The sequence below is a fragment of the Vibrio sp. ZF57 genome (assembly GCF_001691235.1).
Lineage (GTDB): Bacteria > Pseudomonadota > Gammaproteobacteria > Enterobacterales > Vibrionaceae > Vibrio > Vibrio crassostreae_C.
Window position 1 is genome coordinate 36107 of record NZ_MAKD01000137.1, and the last position, 21036, is coordinate 57142.

General features: G+C 43.5%; 19 protein-coding genes and 1 riboswitch. Of the genes, 9 read left to right on the forward strand and 10 right to left on the reverse strand.

Annotated features, from left to right (window positions below; genetic code table 11):
• Positions 1-4: 4 nt before the first annotated feature.
• Positions 5-2278, forward strand: a complete 2274-nt coding sequence (gene clpA / locus A6D97_RS20075) for an ATP-dependent Clp protease ATP-binding subunit ClpA (RefSeq protein WP_065585122.1) — start codon at positions 5-7, stop codon at positions 2276-2278.
• Between the two features lie 194 nt (positions 2279-2472).
• On the opposite strand, the gene infA is transcribed toward clpA, so the two are convergent.
• From infA to aat, 3 genes are all read right to left on the reverse strand, one after another.
• Complete coding sequence (infA, locus tag A6D97_RS20080) at positions 2473-2691, reverse strand: translation initiation factor IF-1 (protein WP_001040192.1); 219 nt, start codon at positions 2689-2691, stop codon at positions 2473-2475.
• An 81-nt stretch (positions 2692-2772) separates the two neighbouring features.
• Complete coding sequence (locus A6D97_RS20085; RefSeq protein WP_065585123.1) at positions 2773-3471, reverse strand: arginyltransferase; 699 nt, start codon at positions 3469-3471, stop codon at positions 2773-2775.
• Positions 3471-4181, reverse strand: coding sequence for a leucyl/phenylalanyl-tRNA--protein transferase (gene aat, locus A6D97_RS20090; protein ID WP_017063504.1), 711 nt, complete (start codon positions 4179-4181; stop codon positions 3471-3473). Before aat ends, A6D97_RS20085 begins: the two co-directional genes overlap by 1 nt.
• A 53-nt stretch (positions 4182-4234) precedes the next feature.
• Here aat and A6D97_RS20095 point away from each other — a divergent pair, with 53 nt between their 5' ends.
• Positions 4235-4690 carry a glycine zipper 2TM domain-containing protein gene (locus A6D97_RS20095; RefSeq protein ID WP_004736438.1) on the forward strand — a complete coding sequence of 152 codons (456 nt, stop codon included), beginning with the start codon at positions 4235-4237 and terminating at the stop codon, positions 4688-4690.
• A gap of 162 nt (positions 4691-4852) precedes the next feature.
• Entirely contained in the window at positions 4853-6133 is a 1281-nt protein-coding gene (aroA, locus tag A6D97_RS20100; protein WP_017062105.1) for a 3-phosphoshikimate 1-carboxyvinyltransferase, read from the forward strand.
• A 61-nt stretch (positions 6134-6194) separates the two neighbouring features.
• On the opposite strand, the gene A6D97_RS20105 is transcribed toward aroA, so the two are convergent.
• Positions 6195-6440, reverse strand: coding sequence for a YciN family protein (locus A6D97_RS20105; RefSeq protein ID WP_017062104.1), 246 nt, complete (start codon positions 6438-6440; stop codon positions 6195-6197).
• Between the two features lie 439 nt (positions 6441-6879).
• On the opposite strand from A6D97_RS20105, the gene topA reads away from it, so the two are divergent.
• The 4 genes from topA (at position 6880) to A6D97_RS20125 (ending at position 13790) form a co-directional block, all read left to right on the forward strand.
• On the forward strand, positions 6880-9510 hold the full coding sequence (topA, locus tag A6D97_RS20110; RefSeq protein ID WP_017067846.1) for a type I DNA topoisomerase: 2631 nt from the start codon (positions 6880-6882) through the stop codon (positions 9508-9510).
• Between the two features lie 523 nt (positions 9511-10033).
• Complete coding sequence (gene glgC, locus A6D97_RS20115) at positions 10034-11263, forward strand: glucose-1-phosphate adenylyltransferase (RefSeq protein ID WP_080582251.1); 1230 nt, start codon at positions 10034-10036, stop codon at positions 11261-11263.
• Positions 11253-12707, forward strand: a complete 1455-nt coding sequence (gene glgA, locus A6D97_RS20120) for a glycogen synthase GlgA (RefSeq protein ID WP_065585124.1) — start codon at positions 11253-11255, stop codon at positions 12705-12707. The genes glgC and glgA overlap by 11 nt, the downstream gene beginning before the upstream one ends.
• A 285-nt stretch (positions 12708-12992) precedes the next feature.
• Positions 12993-13790 carry an alpha/beta hydrolase gene (locus A6D97_RS20125; RefSeq protein WP_017062100.1) on the forward strand — a complete coding sequence of 266 codons (798 nt, stop codon included), beginning with the start codon at positions 12993-12995 and terminating at the stop codon, positions 13788-13790.
• A 131-nt stretch (positions 13791-13921) separates the two neighbouring features.
• On the opposite strand, the gene A6D97_RS20130 is transcribed toward A6D97_RS20125, so the two are convergent.
• The 5 genes from A6D97_RS20130 to torD form a co-directional block, all read right to left on the reverse strand.
• Complete coding sequence (locus A6D97_RS20130) at positions 13922-14239, reverse strand: DUF2007 domain-containing protein (protein WP_017062099.1); 318 nt, start codon at positions 14237-14239, stop codon at positions 13922-13924.
• 64 nt (positions 14240-14303) lie between these two features.
• Positions 14304-14984, reverse strand: a complete 681-nt coding sequence (locus A6D97_RS20135) for a TVP38/TMEM64 family protein (protein WP_017072239.1) — start codon at positions 14982-14984, stop codon at positions 14304-14306.
• Between the two features lie 134 nt (positions 14985-15118).
• Complete coding sequence (locus A6D97_RS20140; protein ID WP_019820997.1) at positions 15119-15709, reverse strand: TfoX/Sxy family DNA transformation protein; 591 nt, start codon at positions 15707-15709, stop codon at positions 15119-15121.
• Positions 15710-15836: 127 nt separating this feature from the next.
• Positions 15837-15922: riboswitch (cyclic di-GMP riboswitch) on the reverse strand.
• 170 nt (positions 15923-16092) lie between these two features.
• Positions 16093-17097, reverse strand: a complete 1005-nt coding sequence (gene purR / locus A6D97_RS20145; RefSeq protein WP_017063507.1) for an HTH-type transcriptional repressor PurR — start codon at positions 17095-17097, stop codon at positions 16093-16095.
• A gap of 316 nt (positions 17098-17413) precedes the next feature.
• The gene (torD, locus tag A6D97_RS20150) at positions 17414-18061 is read right to left on the reverse strand and encodes a molecular chaperone TorD (RefSeq protein WP_017062095.1); all 648 of its coding nucleotides are present in this window, start codon (positions 18059-18061) and stop codon (positions 17414-17416) included.
• 285 nt (positions 18062-18346) lie between these two features.
• On the opposite strand from torD, the gene torR reads away from it, so the two are divergent.
• Positions 18347-19060, forward strand: coding sequence for a two-component system response regulator TorR (gene torR, locus A6D97_RS20155; protein WP_017062094.1), 714 nt, complete (start codon positions 18347-18349; stop codon positions 19058-19060).
• A gap of 166 nt (positions 19061-19226) precedes the next feature.
• On the opposite strand, the gene elyC is transcribed toward torR, so the two are convergent.
• Positions 19227-20078 (reverse strand): envelope biogenesis factor ElyC, encoded by an 852-nt coding sequence (gene elyC, locus A6D97_RS20160; protein WP_065585125.1) that lies wholly within the window; start codon positions 20076-20078, stop codon positions 19227-19229.
• A 115-nt stretch (positions 20079-20193) separates the two neighbouring features.
• Here elyC and cmoM point away from each other — a divergent pair, with 115 nt between their 5' ends.
• Positions 20194-20979, forward strand: coding sequence for a tRNA uridine 5-oxyacetic acid(34) methyltransferase CmoM (gene cmoM, locus A6D97_RS20165; protein ID WP_017063509.1), 786 nt, complete (start codon positions 20194-20196; stop codon positions 20977-20979).
• The last annotated feature ends 57 nt before the right edge of the window (positions 20980-21036 follow it).

A 21036-nucleotide genomic window follows, 5' to 3' on the forward strand; every position in this document is an offset into this window, starting at 1 on the left:
ACTTATGCTAAATAAAGAATTAGAGACGAGTTTAAATGGCGCATTTGCTCGTGCGCGAGACAAGCGACATGAATTCATGACTGTCGAACACCTCCTACTAGCATTATTAGAAAATGATGCGGCCAAGGAAGCGCTCCAAGCTTGTCAGGCTGATCTCGATGCTCTTCGCAATGAGCTCGATATTTTTATCGATCAAACGACCCCACTTATCCCTGAAAGCGACGAAACTCGCGAAACTCAGCCTACGTTGAGCTTCCAACGAGTACTTCAACGCGCTGTTTTTCATGTTCAATCTTCAGGTCGCAGCGAAGTAACAGGTGCTAACGTACTTGTGGCTATTTTTAGTGAGCAAGAATCTCACGCGGCATATCTTCTTAAGAAAAACGACATTAGTCGCTTAGATATTGTTAACTTCATCTCACACGGTATTACCAAAGCCAGCAACGAAGGCGACAGCCCTTCATCACCCGATTCATTTGGTGGTGCAGAAAATGCTGAAGAAGCTAACTCTGAAGACCGTTTAGAAAATTTTGCTACTAACCTTAACGAAGTCGCAAAGCAGGGCAATATTGACCCACTAATCGGTCGTGACAAAGAGCTAGAACGCACTATCCAAGTTCTGTGTCGTCGTCGTAAGAACAACCCTCTGTTAGTGGGTGAAGCGGGGGTAGGTAAAACTGCCATCGCGGAAGGTCTTGCATGGCGCATCGTTGAAGGACAAGTGCCTGAAATCATTCAGAGCAGCGTAATTTATTCTCTAGATATCGGTTCACTGTTAGCCGGAACCAAATATCGTGGTGACTTTGAGAAACGTTTTAAAGCGATTCTTAAGCAACTGGAGAAAGAAGAAGACGCGATTCTGTTCATCGATGAGATCCACACCATTATCGGTGCCGGGGCTGCATCGGGTGGTCAGGTTGATGCGGCAAACTTAATTAAACCACTACTAAGCAGTGGCAAATTACGTTGCATCGGTTCAACAACGTACCAAGAGTACAGCAGTATTTTTGAGAAGGAGCGTGCTTTAGCTCGTCGCTTCCAGAAAATAGATATTATTGAACCATCGCTAGACGATACGACCAAGATCCTGATTGGCTTGAAGCCAAAATACGAAGCTCACCACGAAGTGCGCTACACCAACAAAGCGTTGCGTGCCGCTGTGGAACTGTCAGCTAAATACATTAATGAACGCCACCTTCCTGATAAGGCCATTGACGTAATCGATGAAGCGGGCGCTCGTAGTCGTTTGGCACCTGCAAGCCGTCGTAAGAAAACGGTAAGCGTGGCTGATATTGAGTCAATGGTTGCGAAAATGGCGCGTATTCCTGAAAAGTCAGTATCGTCTTCAGACAAAGATACACTCCAGAAACTGGATGAGCGCATGAAAATGTTGGTATTCGGACAAGACCCTGCAATCGATGTATTGAGTGAAGCGATTAAGCTGACCCGTGCTGGATTGGGTGCAGACAATAAACCTGTTGGTTCATTCTTGTTTGCTGGTCCTACTGGTGTCGGTAAAACAGAGGTGACTGTTCAGCTGTCTAAGTTGATGGGTATTGAGCTTCTGCGCTTTGATATGTCTGAGTACGGTGAGCGACACTCAGTGAGCCGCTTGATTGGTGCGCCTCCTGGTTATGTTGGTTACGACCAAGGTGGTTTGCTAACGGATGCCGTAATCAAGAACCCGCACTCTGTTGTGTTACTGGATGAAATCGAGAAAGCTCACCCAGATATCTTTAACTTGCTACTGCAGGTAATGGATAACGGCACGCTAACTGACAACAATGGTCGCAAAGCGGACTTCCGTAATGTGATTCTAGTGATGACGACCAACGCAGGTGTGGCTGAAACCGAGAAGAAATCGATCGGCCTGATCCAACAAGATCATGCGCCAGATGCGATGGGCGAAATCAAGAAGGTATTTACTCCTGAGTTCCGTAACCGTCTTGATAATATCATTTGGTTCAACAGCCTTGACCCAAGTGTGATTAGCCAAGTAGTTGATAAGTTCATTGTCGAGCTTCAGGTTCAACTGGACGCTCGTGGCGTGTCTTTAGAGGTTTCTGAGGATGCTCGTCACTGGTTAGCTGATAAAGGCTATGACAAGACCATGGGTGCTCGTCCAATGGGACGTGTTATTCAAGAGAAGCTTAAGAAACCACTTGCTAACGAGTTACTGTTCGGTAGCTTGGTTGATGGCGGTACGGTTAAAGTATCCCTGAAAAAAGACGAATTGGATTTCATCTATGTTGGTGCTAAAGAAGAGGTCATGCACTAACGAAGTGATTGATAAATCAAAGGCTTAAATATAAAACGCATGACTTAGGTTGTGCGTTTTTTTATGCTTGCGAGATGCGAGATGCGAGATGCGAGATGCGAGATGCGAGATTGATGTGCTTGTGTAGTAAAAAGCTCAGGCAATAAAAAACGGAGCCTTAAGCTCCGCTTCTTATTGTATTCGCTAATTAAAAATTAACGAGCACGGAAGACGATGCGGCCTTTAGAAAGGTCGTATGGAGTCATCTCAACAGTTACTTTATCACCAGTAAGAATACGGATGTAGTTCTTACGCATTTTACCAGAGATGTGTGCTGTCACTACGTGACCGTTTTCAAGCTCAACACGGAACATTGTGTTTGGTAGAGTATCAAGGACAGTGCCTTGCATCTCGATTACGTCTTCTTTAGCCATCTAATCCTCTTTCGAAATTTGGCGGTTTTCAACGGCTTGATTGTGCCGTTAAAATCAAAATATGTAAAGTTGTCGCGTATTCTACCCTTGCCACCGCTGATTTACTAGCCTTTGATGACGTTGAAATCGTACTTTATAGTTCATCGCAGGGCATTCATCGATTTGATAACCCAAATATAACCATTGTTTTTGTTCTTTCTGGGCATGTTGGATCTGAAATAGAACGCCAAGTGTTCCCATCGAAATGTCTATATCAGGATCGAAGAAGGTATAAAACGCGCTCGTACAGTGAGCCATGATGTCGGTTACGGCGATACCAACCAACTTGTTCTCATCATAGATGTGCATGAACTTTGTAGTAAGCCACTCATTTTTAGAGAATTGTAGAAACTCTTCTTTCTTGGGTGGGTACATGGTTCCCGAACGGTGACGAGCGGTGATATAGCGACTGTATAAGTCAAACCAGTTGTCATCCATCTCATCTTTCAGTTCCCAACGTAGTGATTTTCCTTTGTTAAGGATCCGTCGTTGGCTTTTGGAAAGCTTAACCTCAGGAATTGAAAGCCGAATCGCTTGGCATGCTGAGCAATTATCGCAATGTGGCTTATAAATGGTTGAACCACTGCGGCGAAATCCATTCGCAAGCAGAACTTCATAGTTATCTGAGGTGTGCATGTGTTCGTCAAGCGTGACCGCCACTCTCTCTTCGAAGTGAGGTAAGTAGCTGCAAGCGTGATTGTCTGTTAATCCAATTCTGATTTGTTGTAAATCTGGATTCATTAAGGCATTTCCTTTAGCCATTGGGTTTTAAAGCATGCATCGTCAACGGAGAACTCTTTGAGTAATTGCAGAGAGCCTAGGAATTCATCCCTATCAACCTCGATAGCGCCCAAGGATTCCAAGTGAGGGTTCATGACTTGGCAATCAATCAGTTGTCCGCCGAATCGGGTAAAGTGTTTACAAAAGTACCACAGCGCAATTTTAGAGGCATTGGTCTTTAGGCTGAACATCGATTCACCGCAAAAGACTTGGCCTCTTTGTAAGCCGTAAAGTCCACCGATCAGTTCATCATCTTGCCAAACCTCAACCGAGTGGCAGAAACCTAATGAAGCGAGTTTGCGGTAGGCTGACTGCATGTCGCTGTTTAGCCAGGTTTCTTCTTCGGGTCTTAGTGAAGAGCAATAACCAATTACTCTGTCCGTCGCTTGGTTGATGCTGACTCGGTAATTGTGCTTTCTTTGAAACTTTTTAAGACTTTTTGACGGTTCGAATGTCTTAGGATTAAATACCGCTCGCGGTGCAGGGCTCCACCAAAGTATAGGCTCACCTGGGCCATACCATGGAAATATACCTTGGCTATAAGCGTTTAAAATTCGCATTGGTGATAAATCACCACCGAAGGCGAGCAGACCGTTGGGGTCATCAAGCGCGTCGAAAGGCGAAGGAAACTCTATACTAGTAGTATCAAGTTCGGTTAGGTATATAGTCATAAGTACCGCATTACAGATTAATCACTGACCAAGAGGTCTTTAGGAGTTTTACCATGAAGAAGTTGCTTTGGATTTTACTTGTTTTGCCCATGTTGGCAAATGCAGCTTACAACAGAAACCAAGCTCGACCAGTAAACGAGGTGGTTTATGGTGAGATTGATACGGTCAGATACATCACTCAGCAAGAGATCGTTGAGTCGAAAGCGAATGGTTGGGAAACCTTGTTAGGTGCGGCGATTGGTGGCTTGATTGGTAACCAGTTTGGCGGCGGCACTGGTAAAGAAGTGGCGACAGCTGTAGGTGCAGTAGCAGGTGCGGGTATTGCTCGTAACCGAGGTAACACACAATATAAAGTAGAGTACAAACTGGTCGAGTTATTGGTCAAAACCAAAGACGACAAGTTGGTCAACATTATCCAAGATGTCGATAACTCGATGCTGTTCAACCGAGGCGATGATGTACGAATTCTCTATTTTTCAGATGGTGTTCGAGTTGATCTCGTGTACTAGTATATAAATACGATTGATTGGCTAATTAATCACCGGTTTGGGCCGGATTAGCTCTGGAGTTCGTTGGAAAAGTTCGTTAGTCTGCAAGTACGAAGAATTATTCATCACCCGAAAATAAATACGCACCAGTGACTTCGGGTGGTACAAGGACTATAAGATTTAATGGAAAGCCTTACGTTACAACCAATTCAAAAAGTGAACGGGGAAGTTAACCTACCTGGTTCAAAAAGCGTTTCCAACCGTGCACTTCTTTTGGCTGCACTTTCTACGGGAACCACTCGCCTAACAAACTTGCTAGACAGTGATGATATTCGTCATATGTTGAATGCATTGACTCAGTTAGGTGTTGATTATCAGTTGTCTGCAGACAAAACCGTTTGTGAAGTGACAGGTGTTGGTGGTGCATTCTCAAGTGACAAAGCCCTAGAGCTTTTCTTAGGTAACGCGGGTACGGCGATGCGTCCGTTGGCGGCTGCACTATGTTTAGGTCGCGGTGAATACGTTCTTACTGGTGAGCCTCGCATGAAAGAGCGCCCAATTGGCCACTTAGTAACAGCACTACGAGAAGCCGGTGCCGACGTTGAATATTTAGAGAACGAAAACTACCCGCCATTGAAGATCACAGGTACCGGTTTGAAGAGCGGTACGGTTTCTATCGACGGTTCGATATCTAGTCAATTTTTGACGGCATTTTTGATGGCTGCGCCTTTAGCTGAAGGTGAAGTGACCATTAAAATTGACGGTGAATTGGTTTCTAAACCTTACATCGATATTACGCTGCACATCATGAAGCAATTTGGTGTGGACGTGATCAATAATGATTACCAAGAGTTTGTGATTCCTACCGGGCAATCTTACTCGGCACCGGGTGATTTCTTGGTTGAAGGTGATGCATCATCTGCGTCATATTTCCTTGCAGCCGCTGCTATCAAAGGTGGTGAGATTAAGGTCACTGGTATTGGTAAAAACAGTATCCAAGGTGATATCCAATTCGCTGATGCGCTTGAGAAAATGGGTGCGGAAATCGAATGGGGTGACGACTACGTTATTTCTCGTTGTGGCGAGCTGAAAGGCATTGATATGGACTATAACCATATCCCAGATGCTGCGATGACTATCGCGACAACCGCATTGTTTGCGAAAGGCACAACGGCAATCCGTAATGTCTACAACTGGCGTGTGAAAGAGACAGACCGCTTGGCTGCAATGGCAACAGAGCTACGCAAAGTCGGCGCTGAAGTGGAAGAGGGTGAAGATTACATTATTGTTAACCCTGTGGCTGAACTGACTCATGCGGCGATTGATACTTACGATGATCACCGTATGGCGATGTGTTTCTCGCTGGTTGCCTTGAGCGATACGCCTGTGACGATTAATGATCCAGGTTGTACGTCAAAGACATTCCCTGATTACTTCGACAAGCTGAAAATGCTAAGTCTATAAAAATGCTTAGTATGTAAAGGTTTAGGAACAAAAAAGCTTGCCTAAGTGGCAAGCTTTTTAATTATTGCTGAATTGTAAATTCTTTCGAAAGGTGGTGCGCTAAGTATTTAAACATGTTAAATACCGCGGTTGTATTCTCGGTCGGCATTCCATTGCTGTCTAAGAAGTATTCACCTTTGAAGACGAGTACATCGTCTTTTTCTACTACGCTGTTTGCGCGCATGCCTTCAATGTAGTCATCATGTGATTGGATAATTTGGTTTGCGATAAGCAGTAAATCAAATTCTGCTATTACTTTCTTTGTCATGAGTTTATCTCTGATAACTGAATATAACGTTGAGTTTATGGTGTCGAACTAGAAATTCAATGATTTCACAACCGATTAAGAGAGTCTTTTCAAACATCCACAATTTATTTTGTGATTTACGGCAAAAATAATTGAATGGGGCTCGCGTTAGATTCGCGGACAAGCTTAGTATGAGCCCGTTTAGACGTAATGCCTGATGAATAGGCTCTTGCAAGTATTCTTAGTGAGTACTTTATAGCTTCTTTATATTGTGACCCTTTTATCTATGAGTCGTCGAATTGTCGAGCGATCAGATCCAATTTTGAAAAAAGCGGTTGATCTTCTAGTAATCTCGCACAATAGTAAAAAAAGAAGCAATGAATTTAGAATATCATGCGTAAAAGCCCACAAGCTAAATTGTTGGTGCTGAAGCATCGTGATTAAGGACGTTAGAGTCAATATGGGTAAATCGCTCGTTATAGTGGAGTCGCCAGCCAAGGCTAAAACTATCAATAAATATCTTGGCAAAGACTTTGTCGTTAAGTCGAGTGTAGGTCACGTACGTGATTTACCAACGGCAGGTCAAAGTACTGGTCAAAAGGCTGCTGCAGTTTCAACCAAGGGTATGAGCCCAGAAGACAAAGCTCGTATCAAAAAAGAAAAAGATCGCAAAGCTCTTATCAAAAAGATGGGTATCAACCCATATAAAGAGTGGGAAGCGAACTATCAAATCCTACCTGGTAAAGAGAAAGTCGTCGCTGAATTGCAAAAACTGGCTGAGAACGCAGACCATGTTTATCTCGCAACCGATTTGGACCGCGAAGGAGAAGCTATCGCATGGCACCTTCGTGAGATCATCGGTGGCGATGAAACGCGATACAAGCGAGTGGTTTTTAACGAAATCACCAAGAATGCTATTCAACAAGCTTTCGAAACTCCAGGTGAGCTAAATATTGATGGCGTAAACGCACAACAAGCACGACGTTTTATGGACCGTGTTGTTGGCTTTATGGTGTCACCTCTGCTTTGGAAAAAAGTAGCACGAGGCCTGTCCGCTGGCCGTGTTCAATCAGTAGCGGTAAAACTACTGGTAGAGCGTGAGCGCGAGATCAACGCCTTTATCCCTGAAGAGTTCTGGGATGTGCATGCTGATACTAAAACAGCAGAGAAAACCGACTTTAGACTGCAAGTTGCACAGAAAGACGGTGTTGCGTTTAAACCTGAAAATGAAGCGCAAACACAAGCTGCTGTTAGCGTTTTAGAAAAAGCGCAATACGAAGTATGTAAACGTGAAGACCGCCCAACAAAGAGTAAGCCGTCTGCACCTTACATCACGTCGACGCTGCAACAAGCGGCGAGTACGCGTCTTGGTTATGGCGTAAAGAAAACCATGATGCTGGCTCAACGCCTGTATGAAGCGGGTTACATCACTTATATGCGTACTGATTCAACTAACTTGAGCTCAGAAGCTGTAGAAGCCGCTCGTGAATACATTGGTTCTGAGTACGGCGCGCAATACCTTCCACCTAAAGCACTTGCATACGGCAGCAAAGAGGGCGCTCAAGAGGCCCACGAAGCGATTCGTCCTTCAAGTGTAGATGTTAAGTCGGAAGATCTAAACGGCGTAGACGCAGACGCACACAAGCTTTACTCGCTAATTTGGAATCAATTCGTAGCGTGTCAAATGACGCCAGCTCAATACGATTCAACGACAGTAAGCGTTAAAGCAGATGAGTACACGTTGAAAGCGAAAGGTCGTATCCTTAAATTTGATGGTTGGACTCGTGTTCAGCGTCCAATGGGCAAGAACGAAGATACGATCCTTCCAGCAGTACAGATCGGCGATAAGCTTGATCTGATTGCGCTAGACCCTAAACAGCACTTCACTAAGCCACCGGCTCGTTTCACTGAAGCGGCGCTAGTTAAAGAGCTTGAGAAGCGTGGTATTGGTCGTCCTTCAACATACGCATCAATCATCTCAACGATTCAAGATCGCGGTTATGTAAAAGTTGAACAGCGTCGTTTCTATGCTGAGAAGATGGGTGAAATTGTTACTGACCGTCTAGATGGCAGCTTCAATGACCTAATGAACTACGACTTCACTGCTCGTATGGAGCAGAAGTTGGACCAAATCGCAGAAGGCGAAGCAAGCTGGAAAGGCGTGCTAGATAACTTCTTCGAAGACTTTACTGGCGATTTGGAAAAAGCAGACTTAGACGAAGACGCTGGTGGCATGAAGCCAAATCATATCGTGGAAACCGATATTGAGTGTCCGACTTGTAGCCGTAAAATGGGTATTCGTACTGCTTCGACAGGCGTATTCCTTGGTTGTTCTGGCTATGCACTTCCACCAAAAGAGCGTTGTAAGACAACAATCAACCTTGGTGATGAAGAAGGCATTATCAACGTGCTTGAAGAAGACGTTGAAACAGCAGCACTTCGAGCTAAAAAGCGTTGTCCTATTTGTGAAACGGCAATGGATGCCTATCTAATCGATGATAAGCGTAAGATGCACGTATGTGGTAACAACCCGAACTGTGAAGGTTATGTGGTTGAGCACGGCGAATTTAAAGTGAAAGGCTACGATGGTCCACTTGTTGAGTGTGACAAGTGTGGTTCTGACATGGTTCTGAAGAACGGTCGTTTTGGTAAATACATGGACTGTACGAGTGAAGATTGTAAGAACACTCGTAAGATTCTGAAAAATGGCGAAGTTGCGCCACCAAAAGAAGACCCGGTGCATTTCCCTGAACTTCCGTGTGAAAATTCAGACGCGTACTTTGTTCTTCGTGATGGTGCTTCTGGTCTATTTATGGCTGCGAGCAACTTCCCTAAATCACGTGAAACACGTGCACCATTAGTGGAAGAGCTGGTTCGTTTTAAAGACCGTATCTCACCTAAGTTCCAATACCTAGCATCAGCGCCAGTTGCTGACCCTGATGGTAAGCCGACAGTGGTTCGTTTTAGTCGTAAGACCAAAGAAAACTACGTGCGTACTGAAGTAGATGGAAAACCGTCCGGTTGGACTGCGTTGTACATCGACGGTAAGTGGGAAGTTACGGATAAGCGTAAAAAGCCTAAAGAGAAATAACTGAACGTTATTGATGAAAAAGCAGCCTAATGGCTGCTTTTTTTGATCTCAATATGACTAAATATGCAACTTGTTGACCTGGTGTTTCGTCGGTGGGGGTTTATTAAATTCACACCGCGAAAGTAATGGCGGCAATTAATCATATCTTCTTATGCAACTTTAACGAAAATGTAACTTAATTAAAATATTGTAACTCACAGATCAGCGTTTAGTTGTATACCTGATGTGTGTCGGGTGTTAATGTAATGTTTCGTCTGGACGGTGTAGTGTGAGCTGCTTTAAGTCTTAGGAAAGCAATCAGCTTACGTACCACAGAATGGCGTATTAAAAATTGAATTCGGCCGAAAAGTCGATAACGTATATAAAACCAAGTGCAAAGAATAGTGCACACATAACAACGTTTGGCTTAGGATATTGTCACTGTATGTGAATGGATATTCGCTAAATACCGAAATAAGTGTTGGTGCTCATCCCCCAGAGGAAGATACCTCTACGAGTACTAACATCGACAAGCTATAGATATATGGAGAATAAAATGGCTGGTGTATTGGGAATGATTCTTGCTGGTGGTGAAGGCTCTCGCTTAAGACCTTTAACTGAATCTCGCAGCAAACCCTCGGTTCCTTTCGGTGGTAGTTACCGCTTAATTGATTTCGCTTTGAACAACTTCGTTAATGCTGATCTAATGAAGATCTACGTATTAACACAATTTAAGTCACAGTCACTGTTCCACCATATGAAAAAAGGCTGGAATATCAGTGGTATAACAGACCGTTTTATCGACCCAATTCCTGCGCAAATGCGTAAAGGAAAGCGTTGGTATGAAGGCACAGCAGATGCTATCTACCAAAACATGGGCTTTATGGAGTTGGAAGAACCTGATCAAGTATGTATTTTTGGTTCAGACCATATTTATAAGATGGACATCAAACAGATGCTTGATTTCCATAAAGAGAAGAAAGCGGCTCTAACAGTATCAGCATTGCGCATGCCGCTTGCTGAAGCATCAGAATTCGGTGTTATTGAGGTTGATGCTGACGGCCGTATGATTGGCTTTGAAGAGAAACCTGCAAATCCGAAGTCGATCCCGGGCGATCCAGAATCAGCGCTCGTTTCAATGGGCAACTACGTGTTCGAAGCGAAAGAGCTTTTTGCTGAACTAACGGAAGATGCTGATAGAGAAGGTTCGACACACGATTTCGGCAAAGATATTATTCCAAACATGTTCCCACGTGGTGACGTGTTTGTTTATGATTTCAGCACCAACCGTATTACTGGTGAGAAAGAAGAAGTTTACTGGCGCGATGTAGGTACGATTGACGCGTACTGGCAAGCGCACATGGACCTTCTTAAGAAAGATGCGCCATTCTCGCTATACAACCGTAAATGGCCTCTACACACTTATTACCCGCCACTACCACCAGCTACGTTTACTGATTCGGCAAATGGTCGAATTCAGATCATTGATAGCCTTGTGTGTAGCGGTAGTTATGTACGTGGTTCGCGTATTGAAAAGAGTGTACTGGGCTTCCGCAGCAATATCGCATCAGCGTGTGATATTAGCGAAAGCATCTTACTCGGTGATGTAAAAGTGGGTGAGGGTTGTATCTTGCGCCGCGTTATCATTGATAAAGACGCAGATATCGCACCGGGTACACAGATTGGTGTAAATCTGACAGAAGACAAAAAGCATTACCACGTATCTGACGATGGTGTCGTAGTGATTTCTAAAGGAGCACGAGTTGGTTACTAAGACTCTCTCGGTACTTTTTGTAGCGTCTGAAGTTGAAGGCTTGATTAAAAGTGGTGGCTTGGCTGATGTAGCCAAGGCACTGCCGAAAGCGTTGCAAACACTCGAACAGGACGTTCGAGTGACTATCCCCGCATATAGAAACATTCCAAACATTGATTCAGCAGAAGTTATTTTATCGACTGAACTCGATCATTGGCCTCATACGGCTTATCAAGTTAAAAAACTGAGCGTAGAAGGCGTTCCAGTTTTTGGTATTGAATGTGCCAAGTATTTCGACCGCCCGGAAATGTACGCAGAAAACAATCAAGCTTATGCTGATAACGGAGAGCGCTTCTCGTTCTTTAGTGCAGCCTGTCTTGATATGCTTCCTAAGCTTGGTTTTCAACCGGATATCATTCATGCAAATGACTGGCATACTGGTTTCGTTCCTTTCTTGCTTAAATCGCGTTATCAAGAACACGATTTCTTTGAAAATACGCGCAGTGTTATCTCGATCCACAATGCGGTTTTCAAAGGTGTGTTCGCATACGATGAACTTCAATTCCTGCCAGAGATGCACAGTTACCATGCGCCTGAAGCTTCAGTGAGTGACACTCATGTCACTATGCTAAGAGCTGGAGTGATGTGTGCGGATAAAGTGAACGCAGTAAGTCCTACCTATGCAGAAGAGTTGAAAACGGAATTAGGTAGCCACGGTATGGCTGCAGAATTCCAACACAGATCTGCTGATCTGTTCGGCATTTTGAATGGGTGTGATTATGGGGCTTGGAATCCGGAAACTGATGCTTTCCTTCCTCGTAAATACAAAGCGACCAAGCACAGCATGGCTCGCGGAAAATCAGCTTGTAAGCAAAAACTGCAACAAGATGTAGGTTTACCCGTTGCCGATTGCGCGGTTTATGGCATGGTTTGTCGCTTGACGAATCAAAAAGGTGTTCATTACTTACTGCCTATCATCGAACAGTTTTTGAAAAATGATCTTCAGATCGTGATTGTCGGTACTGGCGATCCGGTTTTGGCGAGTCAATTGAAAGAGCTATCAGCGCTTCACTCAGATAAGTTCTCGTTCGTAGAAGCGTACAATAATGAACTTGCGCACTTGGTTGAAGCAGGCTCTGATTTCTTCTTGATGCCTTCGGAATTTGAACCGTGTGGCTTAAACCAAATCTACAGCATGGCTTACGGTACTTTGCCGATTGTTCGTTCTGTGGGAGGTTTAAAAGACAGCGTGAATGATTACGATGAAGATCCTGAAGTCGCGACTGGGTTTGCTTTTGAAGAGCCAACACCGCAAGCGTTATTGGCTGTGTTACATCGTTCATTACTGCTTTACGCACAAAACCCATCTGAAATTAAGCGTGTTCAGCTTTATGCGATGCAGCAAGATTTTAGTTGGGAAGATGCGGCTAAAGAATACCTAGCTATGTATCATTCAGCATTTTAACTTGTTGACTTAGCTTTAAAGTTAGCTGGCGAGCAACTGCCGCTCGTACTAAATGAAGGCGCTCTAATTGTAGAGTGCCTTTTGGTTTCCTGGTCAGAGCACATCACGTTTACGAAGACAAAGCTTGCAAACTCATTTTAGTCAGGTAGAAAAGGTGAGGTAGGTATTCACATGACTAATGATAGGTTTGACACTATTATCACTTAAAGTTCTTAATAGCGTGGTATCCTTAGTCATCGCCTCGTGATGAGGCATAGCTCCATTCCAATAATTAAAGCGATAGGTATGTCTGAGAGTTTACTATTTCATAAAACATTTACTCACCCTACGAGCGATGAGTGGGTTGTATTTGTGCATGGCGCAGGAGGCAGTTCCTCCATCTGGTTCAAGCAGATCAAAGCGTATAAACAGCATTTCAACTTACTTCTCATTGATCTGAGAGGGCACGGTAAATCAGACAATATACTTAAAGGGCTGATTTCGAATCGTTATACGTTCAAATCGGTGACGCTTGATATTCTTAAAGTGTTAGACCATCTTAAGATCCGTTCTGCACATTTCGTTGGCATGTCTTTGGGCACGATTATTGTGCGTAACGTTGCCGAACTGGCGGCTGGCCGTGTACGTTCAATGGTACTGGGTGGCGCTGTCACCAAGCTAAACACTCGCTCTCAAGTGTTAATCAAGTTGGGTAACCTCAGCAAGCACATCATTCCTTACATGTGGTTATACAGCCTTTTTGCTTATGTTGTGATGCCACAAAAAAGCCAAAAAGAGTCTCGTCACCTTTTTATCCGCGAAGCCAAAAAACTGTGCCAGAAAGAATTTAAACGCTGGTTTATCTTAACGGCTGATGTAAACCCCTTGATGAAATATTTTAAAGATAGAGAGCTACCAATACCGACTCTTTATTTGATGGGTGAACGTGACTACATGTTTATTAAGCCTGTAAAAGAAATGGTTGCAGCGCATGAATCGAGTGAGCTAGTAGAAATCCCGAATTGTGGACACGTGTGTAACGTGGAAAACCCTGAAGAGTTTAATCAGCGTTCGATTGCGTTTATTCAAAAACAAATTCAGTGATTTTCTAGGCGTGAAATCAAAGATGATGAGTTAATCGAATTGAAATAAAAACGGGAAGCTAACTTTAGCTTCCCGTTTTTAATTGGAGGAGGTATCTGACCGAATCGTTCTATCAGGTCACTGAAACCCTGCTATTCAGGTGAGGCAGCACCGCACTGCCAGCAAGAGCCGAATTGCGCTTCGTTGACTTCATGACACTCACCACAACGCCACTCTTCATAGATGATCGAATCTTGCTGCTTTTGGTAGTCATTGACGAGCATGCGAGCTTTACTGGCCAATTCTGGCTCATATAACCATACGTAAGGGTCAGTTTCTTCAGTGAATGGGATTTCCCCCTTTAATCCGAACAACCCCTCACCACGGACTTCACAGGCAATATTCTCGCTTTCTAACAATCCACAGATGATATGAGCTTCTGTCGGATTCGATGCACTGAAGATTTTCATTGAAATAGAACCTTATTCGGCTATCTGTGTTGTTTAGATATTATAAACTATTCTGCTATATACATTATTCAGCTACGGGTGCTGAGCGAAACTTACCCATCAACCATTTAGCCACTATTGGGAATATCCCCAATAATGCAAATGACAATAGTACTGAAGGGGAGACGATGCCCGAAAGTGAATCAATTTCTGCGAGCTGAGTACCAGCATTCAAGAAAACCGCCGTCCCCGGTAACATCCCGATTTGACTCGTAATGTAGTAACGACTCACTGACATCGGTGTTAGACCCATCAATAGGTTGATAAGGAAAAATGGGAATACAGGAATCAGACGCAGAGAAAACAGGTAAAATGCGCCGTCTTTTTCAACCCCCTTGTTAATCGTCGCCAATTTGTCACCAAACTTGGTTTGAATCCAGTCACGCAACAGGTAACGGCTACTTAAGAAAGCTAAGGTCGCACCGATCGCACTTGCGAAAGATACCAGTAGCAAGCTGTTCCAGAAGCCAAATAGCGCGGCCCCTAATAAGGTTACAACAGCGGCACCAGGAATGGAGAAAGCCGTAATCATGACATACGCGACAAAATAGATAGCGGCAGCCGCAATAAAGTTGCTGTCAATGTAGTCATTTAACACAGCTTGTTGGGCCTTAGCATTTTCAAGCGTTAAGTACTGGCCGAAATTGATGCCTAACAAGACGATGGTTACGACCAACACAATACCCAATATCATTTTCTTACTCATTGATACTTCCTCTAAATTTTCAATGCATACCGATAGTATAGATAGACAGGCAAAGCATAGATTAACTTTCACCAGATATAAAAAAAGCCGCAGTAAATGCGGCTTAGTTATGTATATAGATTGCACTGACAATGTTAATTGACGCGATTGATAAGCTCTTCGCGACGCTGCTGCGGTATAACAGACCAATGTGTACCATTAATCGCGCCTTCTAGCGCCCAAAGTAGTTCAATACTGACAGAAGACGCATGCGATTCTTTGATGGCGTTAAATGCGTTTACAGAGCCAGATTCATATAAACGTTCTACAGAATCGATCCCTGCCTTTTTCAACATACGCTCGGTAGCGAGTCGAAGATTAGGCAGATCTTTGAGTCGGGTCGGCTTAGCAGAAGACTGCTCAGCTTTTTCTTCTTTAGCAAAACCTAGAGACGTGGTTGCAAGCTGCAAGATTTTCTCTTGGTCTTGCCAGAGGCCTTCAGGTAAAGCGAAATATTTAGTAACGACAGGGAAACCACGTTTTTTGTAGACGTACGGTTGAAACCCTTGTTGTTCGAATTGTTTCGTTGTGCCTTTGTCTGCGCGTATGTGCAACTGGTCATTTACAACCAGAGCAAACATAGTGTCATCAGCAAAAAGACCGAAGCCACCAAACATTGAGCGTGATTTTATTTTTCCTAGGGACTCAAATAACTTCATCGAGTCCTTTAGTATCGGTTTATCCATGTTATTTATCTCGGTGTATTTGAACTACGCCACCAAATAAGCAGGTCCGAGAGATTAGCAAAATGTTGCAATTAAATTGTCAATAAGCCGTAAATTACTAAATTATTAGTAGTTACTGCATTTTGCCATCGGTAACCCCGCTACCATACCAACGAGTGGTTTAGGCCGGAAGCTTTGCGTCTCACTCTTTCGAGTGGTTTGCCCTGTGCGTGACTGATTGAATAGAATAAAGTTTTTGTTGAATGAAGCTCACACTTGATATTTCAAAATGTGATACTGCTTCAATTAATGATCTTTCCGTTGTGCATCTGGGTTCATTATAGTTGCTGATAAAAAAAGCGCACCTAAAGGTGCGCTTGATGAAATTAAACTCGAATTATCAATTAATTTAACGTCTTAACTGTACTTCGTTCAACAATTTCAGGGTGCATTTCGAAGACGCGTTTTTCGTGGTCTTTGTCTTTGATGCGCTCCAATAGAATTTCGAATGCATTCTTACCAACACGACGTTTTGGTTGGTGAACTGTCGTTAACGGCGGAGAGAAGTATTCAGCGAGTTCGATGTTGTCGTAACCGATCACTGAGATATCTTCAGGAATGCGGATGCCTTTTTCTTGCAGTCGGCTCATTAAGCCGAGTGCCATTGTGTCGTTAAAGCAGAATACCGCCGTTGGACGATCTTCCATCTCAACGATTTGTTCTGCAGCAAGAACAGCCGTATCACACTCGAAGTTGCCTTCGATGATCATATTGTCATCGGCAGAAATTTTAGCTTCGTTAAGTGCGCGCTTGTAACCGGCAATACGTTCAACACATGCTGCTTTGTCTAAGTGGCCACTTAAACATGCAATCTTAGAGTGACCGCGTTCAATAAGGTATTTGGTCGCTAGGTAGCCACCTTCTTCAGAGTTATCGATGATCTTATCAGCTTGAGAACTCTCTGGGCCCCAGTCCATAATAACTTTAGGGATGTCAGCGTGACGGTCTAACATCTCTCTTAGTTCTTCAGTTAGGTCAGAACACATAACTAAGATGCCATCTACACGTTTCTCTGCAAGCATTCGAATGTAGTCACGTTGCTTCTCATAGATACCGCCCGTATTACACAGGATCAAAGTGTAACCTTGACGGTAGCAGTAGCTCTCAACACCATCGATAACTTCAGAGAAGAATAGATTAGTTGATTGAGTCACTAGCATGCCGATGGTGCGTGTTGTATTACACTTCAAGCTACGAGCAACAGCACTTGGTGCATAGTTCAGTTCATCTACGGCTTTGTTTACTTTTTCTTGCGTTGCTTCTGCAACAAAGCGAGTTTTATTGATTACGTGAGAAACGGTTGTTGTTGATACGCCGGCTAAGCGAGCGACATCTTTTATAGTGGCCATGGTTTTATCCTATTAGAAGCTACTTTCCCAAAGTACGGAATAAAGTAGCCGTTAAGCTACCTAACTAAGAGCTTAAATTTGTAGGGCTCTTTGGGTACTAAAAGTGCTAAAAAACAAAAAACCGCTATTGAGCGGCTTGTCTTAACACCGAAATGCTCAAAACTATAATAAGCATAGCATTTCGTGAATGTTTCATATTTTATCGTTTGCGGTCACAATTTTAGACTGACTAGAAATTACTCGCAATAAAATTCACCCGGAAATCCGGGTGAATTGTCACATTCTTCTGAATTTATTTAACGAGTCATCCAATAAGCTATTCACCAGCTAAATATTGAGTGTCTAATTGACAGAATGCGAGTAGCAACGATGAGACGGAGGCGTAGAAACCGAATTCATCAACGTCATGACATTTCACGTTGAACTTTGGTAACCAAGTCAGCAGTTGTTGTTCGATAAACTGCTGTTGAGCGGCAAATGAATTCTCTAGTTCTTCTTCAATATTCGTTTCGTTTGAACGAATGATCAAGTTACCAAGGAAATCGAGTTCGATAGCAATGTGGTCTGCTGGCTCTTTTAGATCTTGGTTCACAACTAAGTTGTGCTTAGCCATGATCTCTTCCATATCTTTTGCTGGCTTATCATTCAAAAGGCCAGTTTCGCCGATATACATTGAAGCGTAAGGAAGAGCGCCGTGCTTATCTGTCTTTAAGAAAAGATCGCAAAAGTCTGCAGACAGTTCTAGCTGAGCATCTTCACGAGTTTGTAGGCGGTTCAGCGCATCCACTAACTTATCAATCGCTGGCTTTAGTGTCTCATTTTCGCCTAAACCAGTTAGGAAAGAACGAATTTCAACAGAGTGGTAGTGATCGAGTTCTTCTTGAGTGAGCTCTTTGGCAAATAAGCTTGATAGCCACCAGTATATTTCTGCTCTTTGCTCGTTGAACGCTTTCGTATCTTTCATTTGTTAGATCCTGACTTAGTCTTGTGATGTTGCTTATATGCATCTTGAAGTCACTTGGGCATAAGCACACCAAGGCTGAATAACAAGGTTATTTGCGAAACGCAAAGTTACTCGTTAGTAGTAATGCCTATATTGAATTGCGATGGACGATAAATAGCAAGGTTTAAGATTGTCTTGTATCAAAAAAAATCCATGTTTCTGGCTTTTATCTTCTGTACCACTAGAATTGTTACTAGTTATGAATAGAATAGTCACTGAAACTATTAAATAAGAAAAGTGGTGTAGATGAGCTATCACGTATTAGTCGTAGAAGATGATGTGGTAACCCGCAGTAAACTGGTTGGATACTTCCAGAACGAGGGTTACACAGTGAGCGAAGCAGAAAGCGGCGCTCAAATGAGAAACGTGTTAGAAGAAAACAACGTTGACCTCATTATGCTGGACATCAACTTACCAGGCGAAGATGGATTGATGCTAACTCGCGAATTACGCAGTCAATCAGACATTGGAATTATTTTAGTTACTGGACGCACGGATAGCATCGACAAAATCGTTGGCCTTGAAATGGGCGCTGACGATTACGTTACTAAACCCTTCGAACTTCGCGAGTTATTAGTTCGAGTTAAAAACCTACTTTGGCGTATTTCTGCTGCTCGTAAAACAGCAGCGGGCGCAGTCGAAGAAATATCAGATGAGTCTGTGGTTCGTTTTGGTGAGTGGACATTTGATATCCCTCGTCGTGCGTTAAGCAAAAACGGCGAACCGGTGAAATTGACCAAAGCAGAATACGAACTGCTAGTGGCATTGTCTTCTTACCCTAACCAAGTATTAAGCCGCGAACGTATTTTGAATATGATTAGCCACCGAGTGGACGCGCCTAATGACCGTACTATCGACGTATTGATTCGTCGTATGCGTGCAAAAATGGAGTTTGATCCTAAGAACCCACAAATTTTTGTGACGGTTCACGGTGAAGGTTACATGTTCGCTGGTGATTGATTTCCTTCGGAAGTGATTAATCAACAACGACATTTAAACGTAAAAAGCCGAGACACCATTGATGTCTCGGCTTTTTTATTGCTTAGCTTTCATTGTTAACGAACAGAGAACCTAAAAATACTTGCCGACTCAGTCTGCTCAGTATGAGTTTAAAGATTCAATTGGCTTACTGAGGCTGAGCCGCAGAAACTTCACCGTCATCTTCAACTAAGCTGGAAGCTTCTGGAATCACCGGCTCTTCAACAATGTCATTGCTTGTATCAAGCCAATCACGTAAATCTTGCCAAACTAATCCCATGGTTTCGTGCCAGTAACGCTCAGTCTGCTCAAGGTAGAGAGCTTTTGGCATGTACTTATTCCAAGGCTCAACAACGCTTTCTTGTGCAAGGTAGTTGGTTGGTGCAGGCAGTGGTTTCATACCAGCTGCATGGAATTCATTGAGTGCACGAGTCATATGGCTCGCTGAAGTCACCAGAACCATTTTTTTATTCTTAACGAACGCAGCGGCTTGGCGAGCTTCTTCCCAGGTGTCTTTTGCGGTTTCAAGCAGAATGATGTCGGGCTTTGCTACGCCAAGTGCTAATGCAACTTTAGCCATCATTCTTGCGTTACTGACTTCAGTGCCTGCGCCATAGCCAGACAAAATGAGTTTTGCACCAGGGTAAAGGCGTAGAATACGAATCCCTTCACTTAAACGCATCAGGCCGGTGCGGCTAAGTTCTGATGTCGGTGGAATTTGGTCGTCTACGACGTGACCACTTCCGAGAACCATTACGTAATCGACGGTTTCATCGACAGGTAAAAAAGCGGTGTGTTGCCTTTCCATTGGCATTAAAAGTTGACTAGAAACTGGTTGGAAAGCGATTAGGAAAATACCACATAGGGCTGAAAGGGTGATTAAGCAACCCGTCTTCCTTTTGGTAGTAAACATCACTAGGGCTAAACCCAGAAAAGCGAGAATTAACATTGCTGGCAGTGGCATCAATAGCGAAGACACTACTTTTTTCAGCTCAAACATATCCGAATAGTCCGAAAAAACATCACTTAGTAGTAAAAAGAGACATCGCCTCTTTATTCCTGAAATTCCTGTGACAGAATAGCAGGCACGATAGGACATAATAACTCAAGTAGCCGTGACTGAAGACCGTAATTTCGACGATATTGCCCACAAATTTGCAAAAAATATTTACGGCTCTGACAAAGGAGAGATCCGTCAGATCATCGTATGGGAAGATTTAGAACAAGCTTTGAGCAAGTTTGAGCAATCAGCTTCTCCGCTGCATGTGCTTGATGCTGGAGGCGGCCTTGCACAGATGTCGCAAAAAATTGCGTCGCTTGGGCATAACGTTTCTCTGTGTGATCTCTCTTCTGAAATGCTGAAGCTCGCAGAAGAAAGTATCAGCGAAGCGGGTTTGCTAGAGCAATATCGATTTATTCATTCACCAGTACAAAAAGTCGCAGAACATCTAGATGAGAAAGTCGATTTTGTGATGTTTCATGCCGTAATGGAATGGTTAGCCGATCCTAAAGAGGCGCTTGATTTATTGCTTGAACAAGTTAAACCGGGTGGCGTTGCCTCGATAATGTTTTACAACCACCACGGATTAGTCCTGAAAAATGTGATTTGTGGCAACATTCCTCATGTATTGAATGGGATGCCACATCGAAAACGGTTTAAGCTGCAACCACAAAAAGGCTTGAAGCCGGAAGAGGTTTATCAATGGATAGAAGACGCTGGTCTAGAAATCTGTGGTAAATCAGGCATTCGCTCTTTCAGTGACTACATAGGTAATATGGAGTACATGGGCGATTACCAATTTGAAGATGTATTGGAACTGGAAAAACAGCTATGTCGCCAAGAGCCATATCTGTCACTAGGCCGTTATATTCACGTTTGGGCTCAAAAACCTGCGCAATAACAGCGGTGAATGTGGTAAAAGAAGCCACAACATGCGCTATGCAATCGTAAGAAGCCC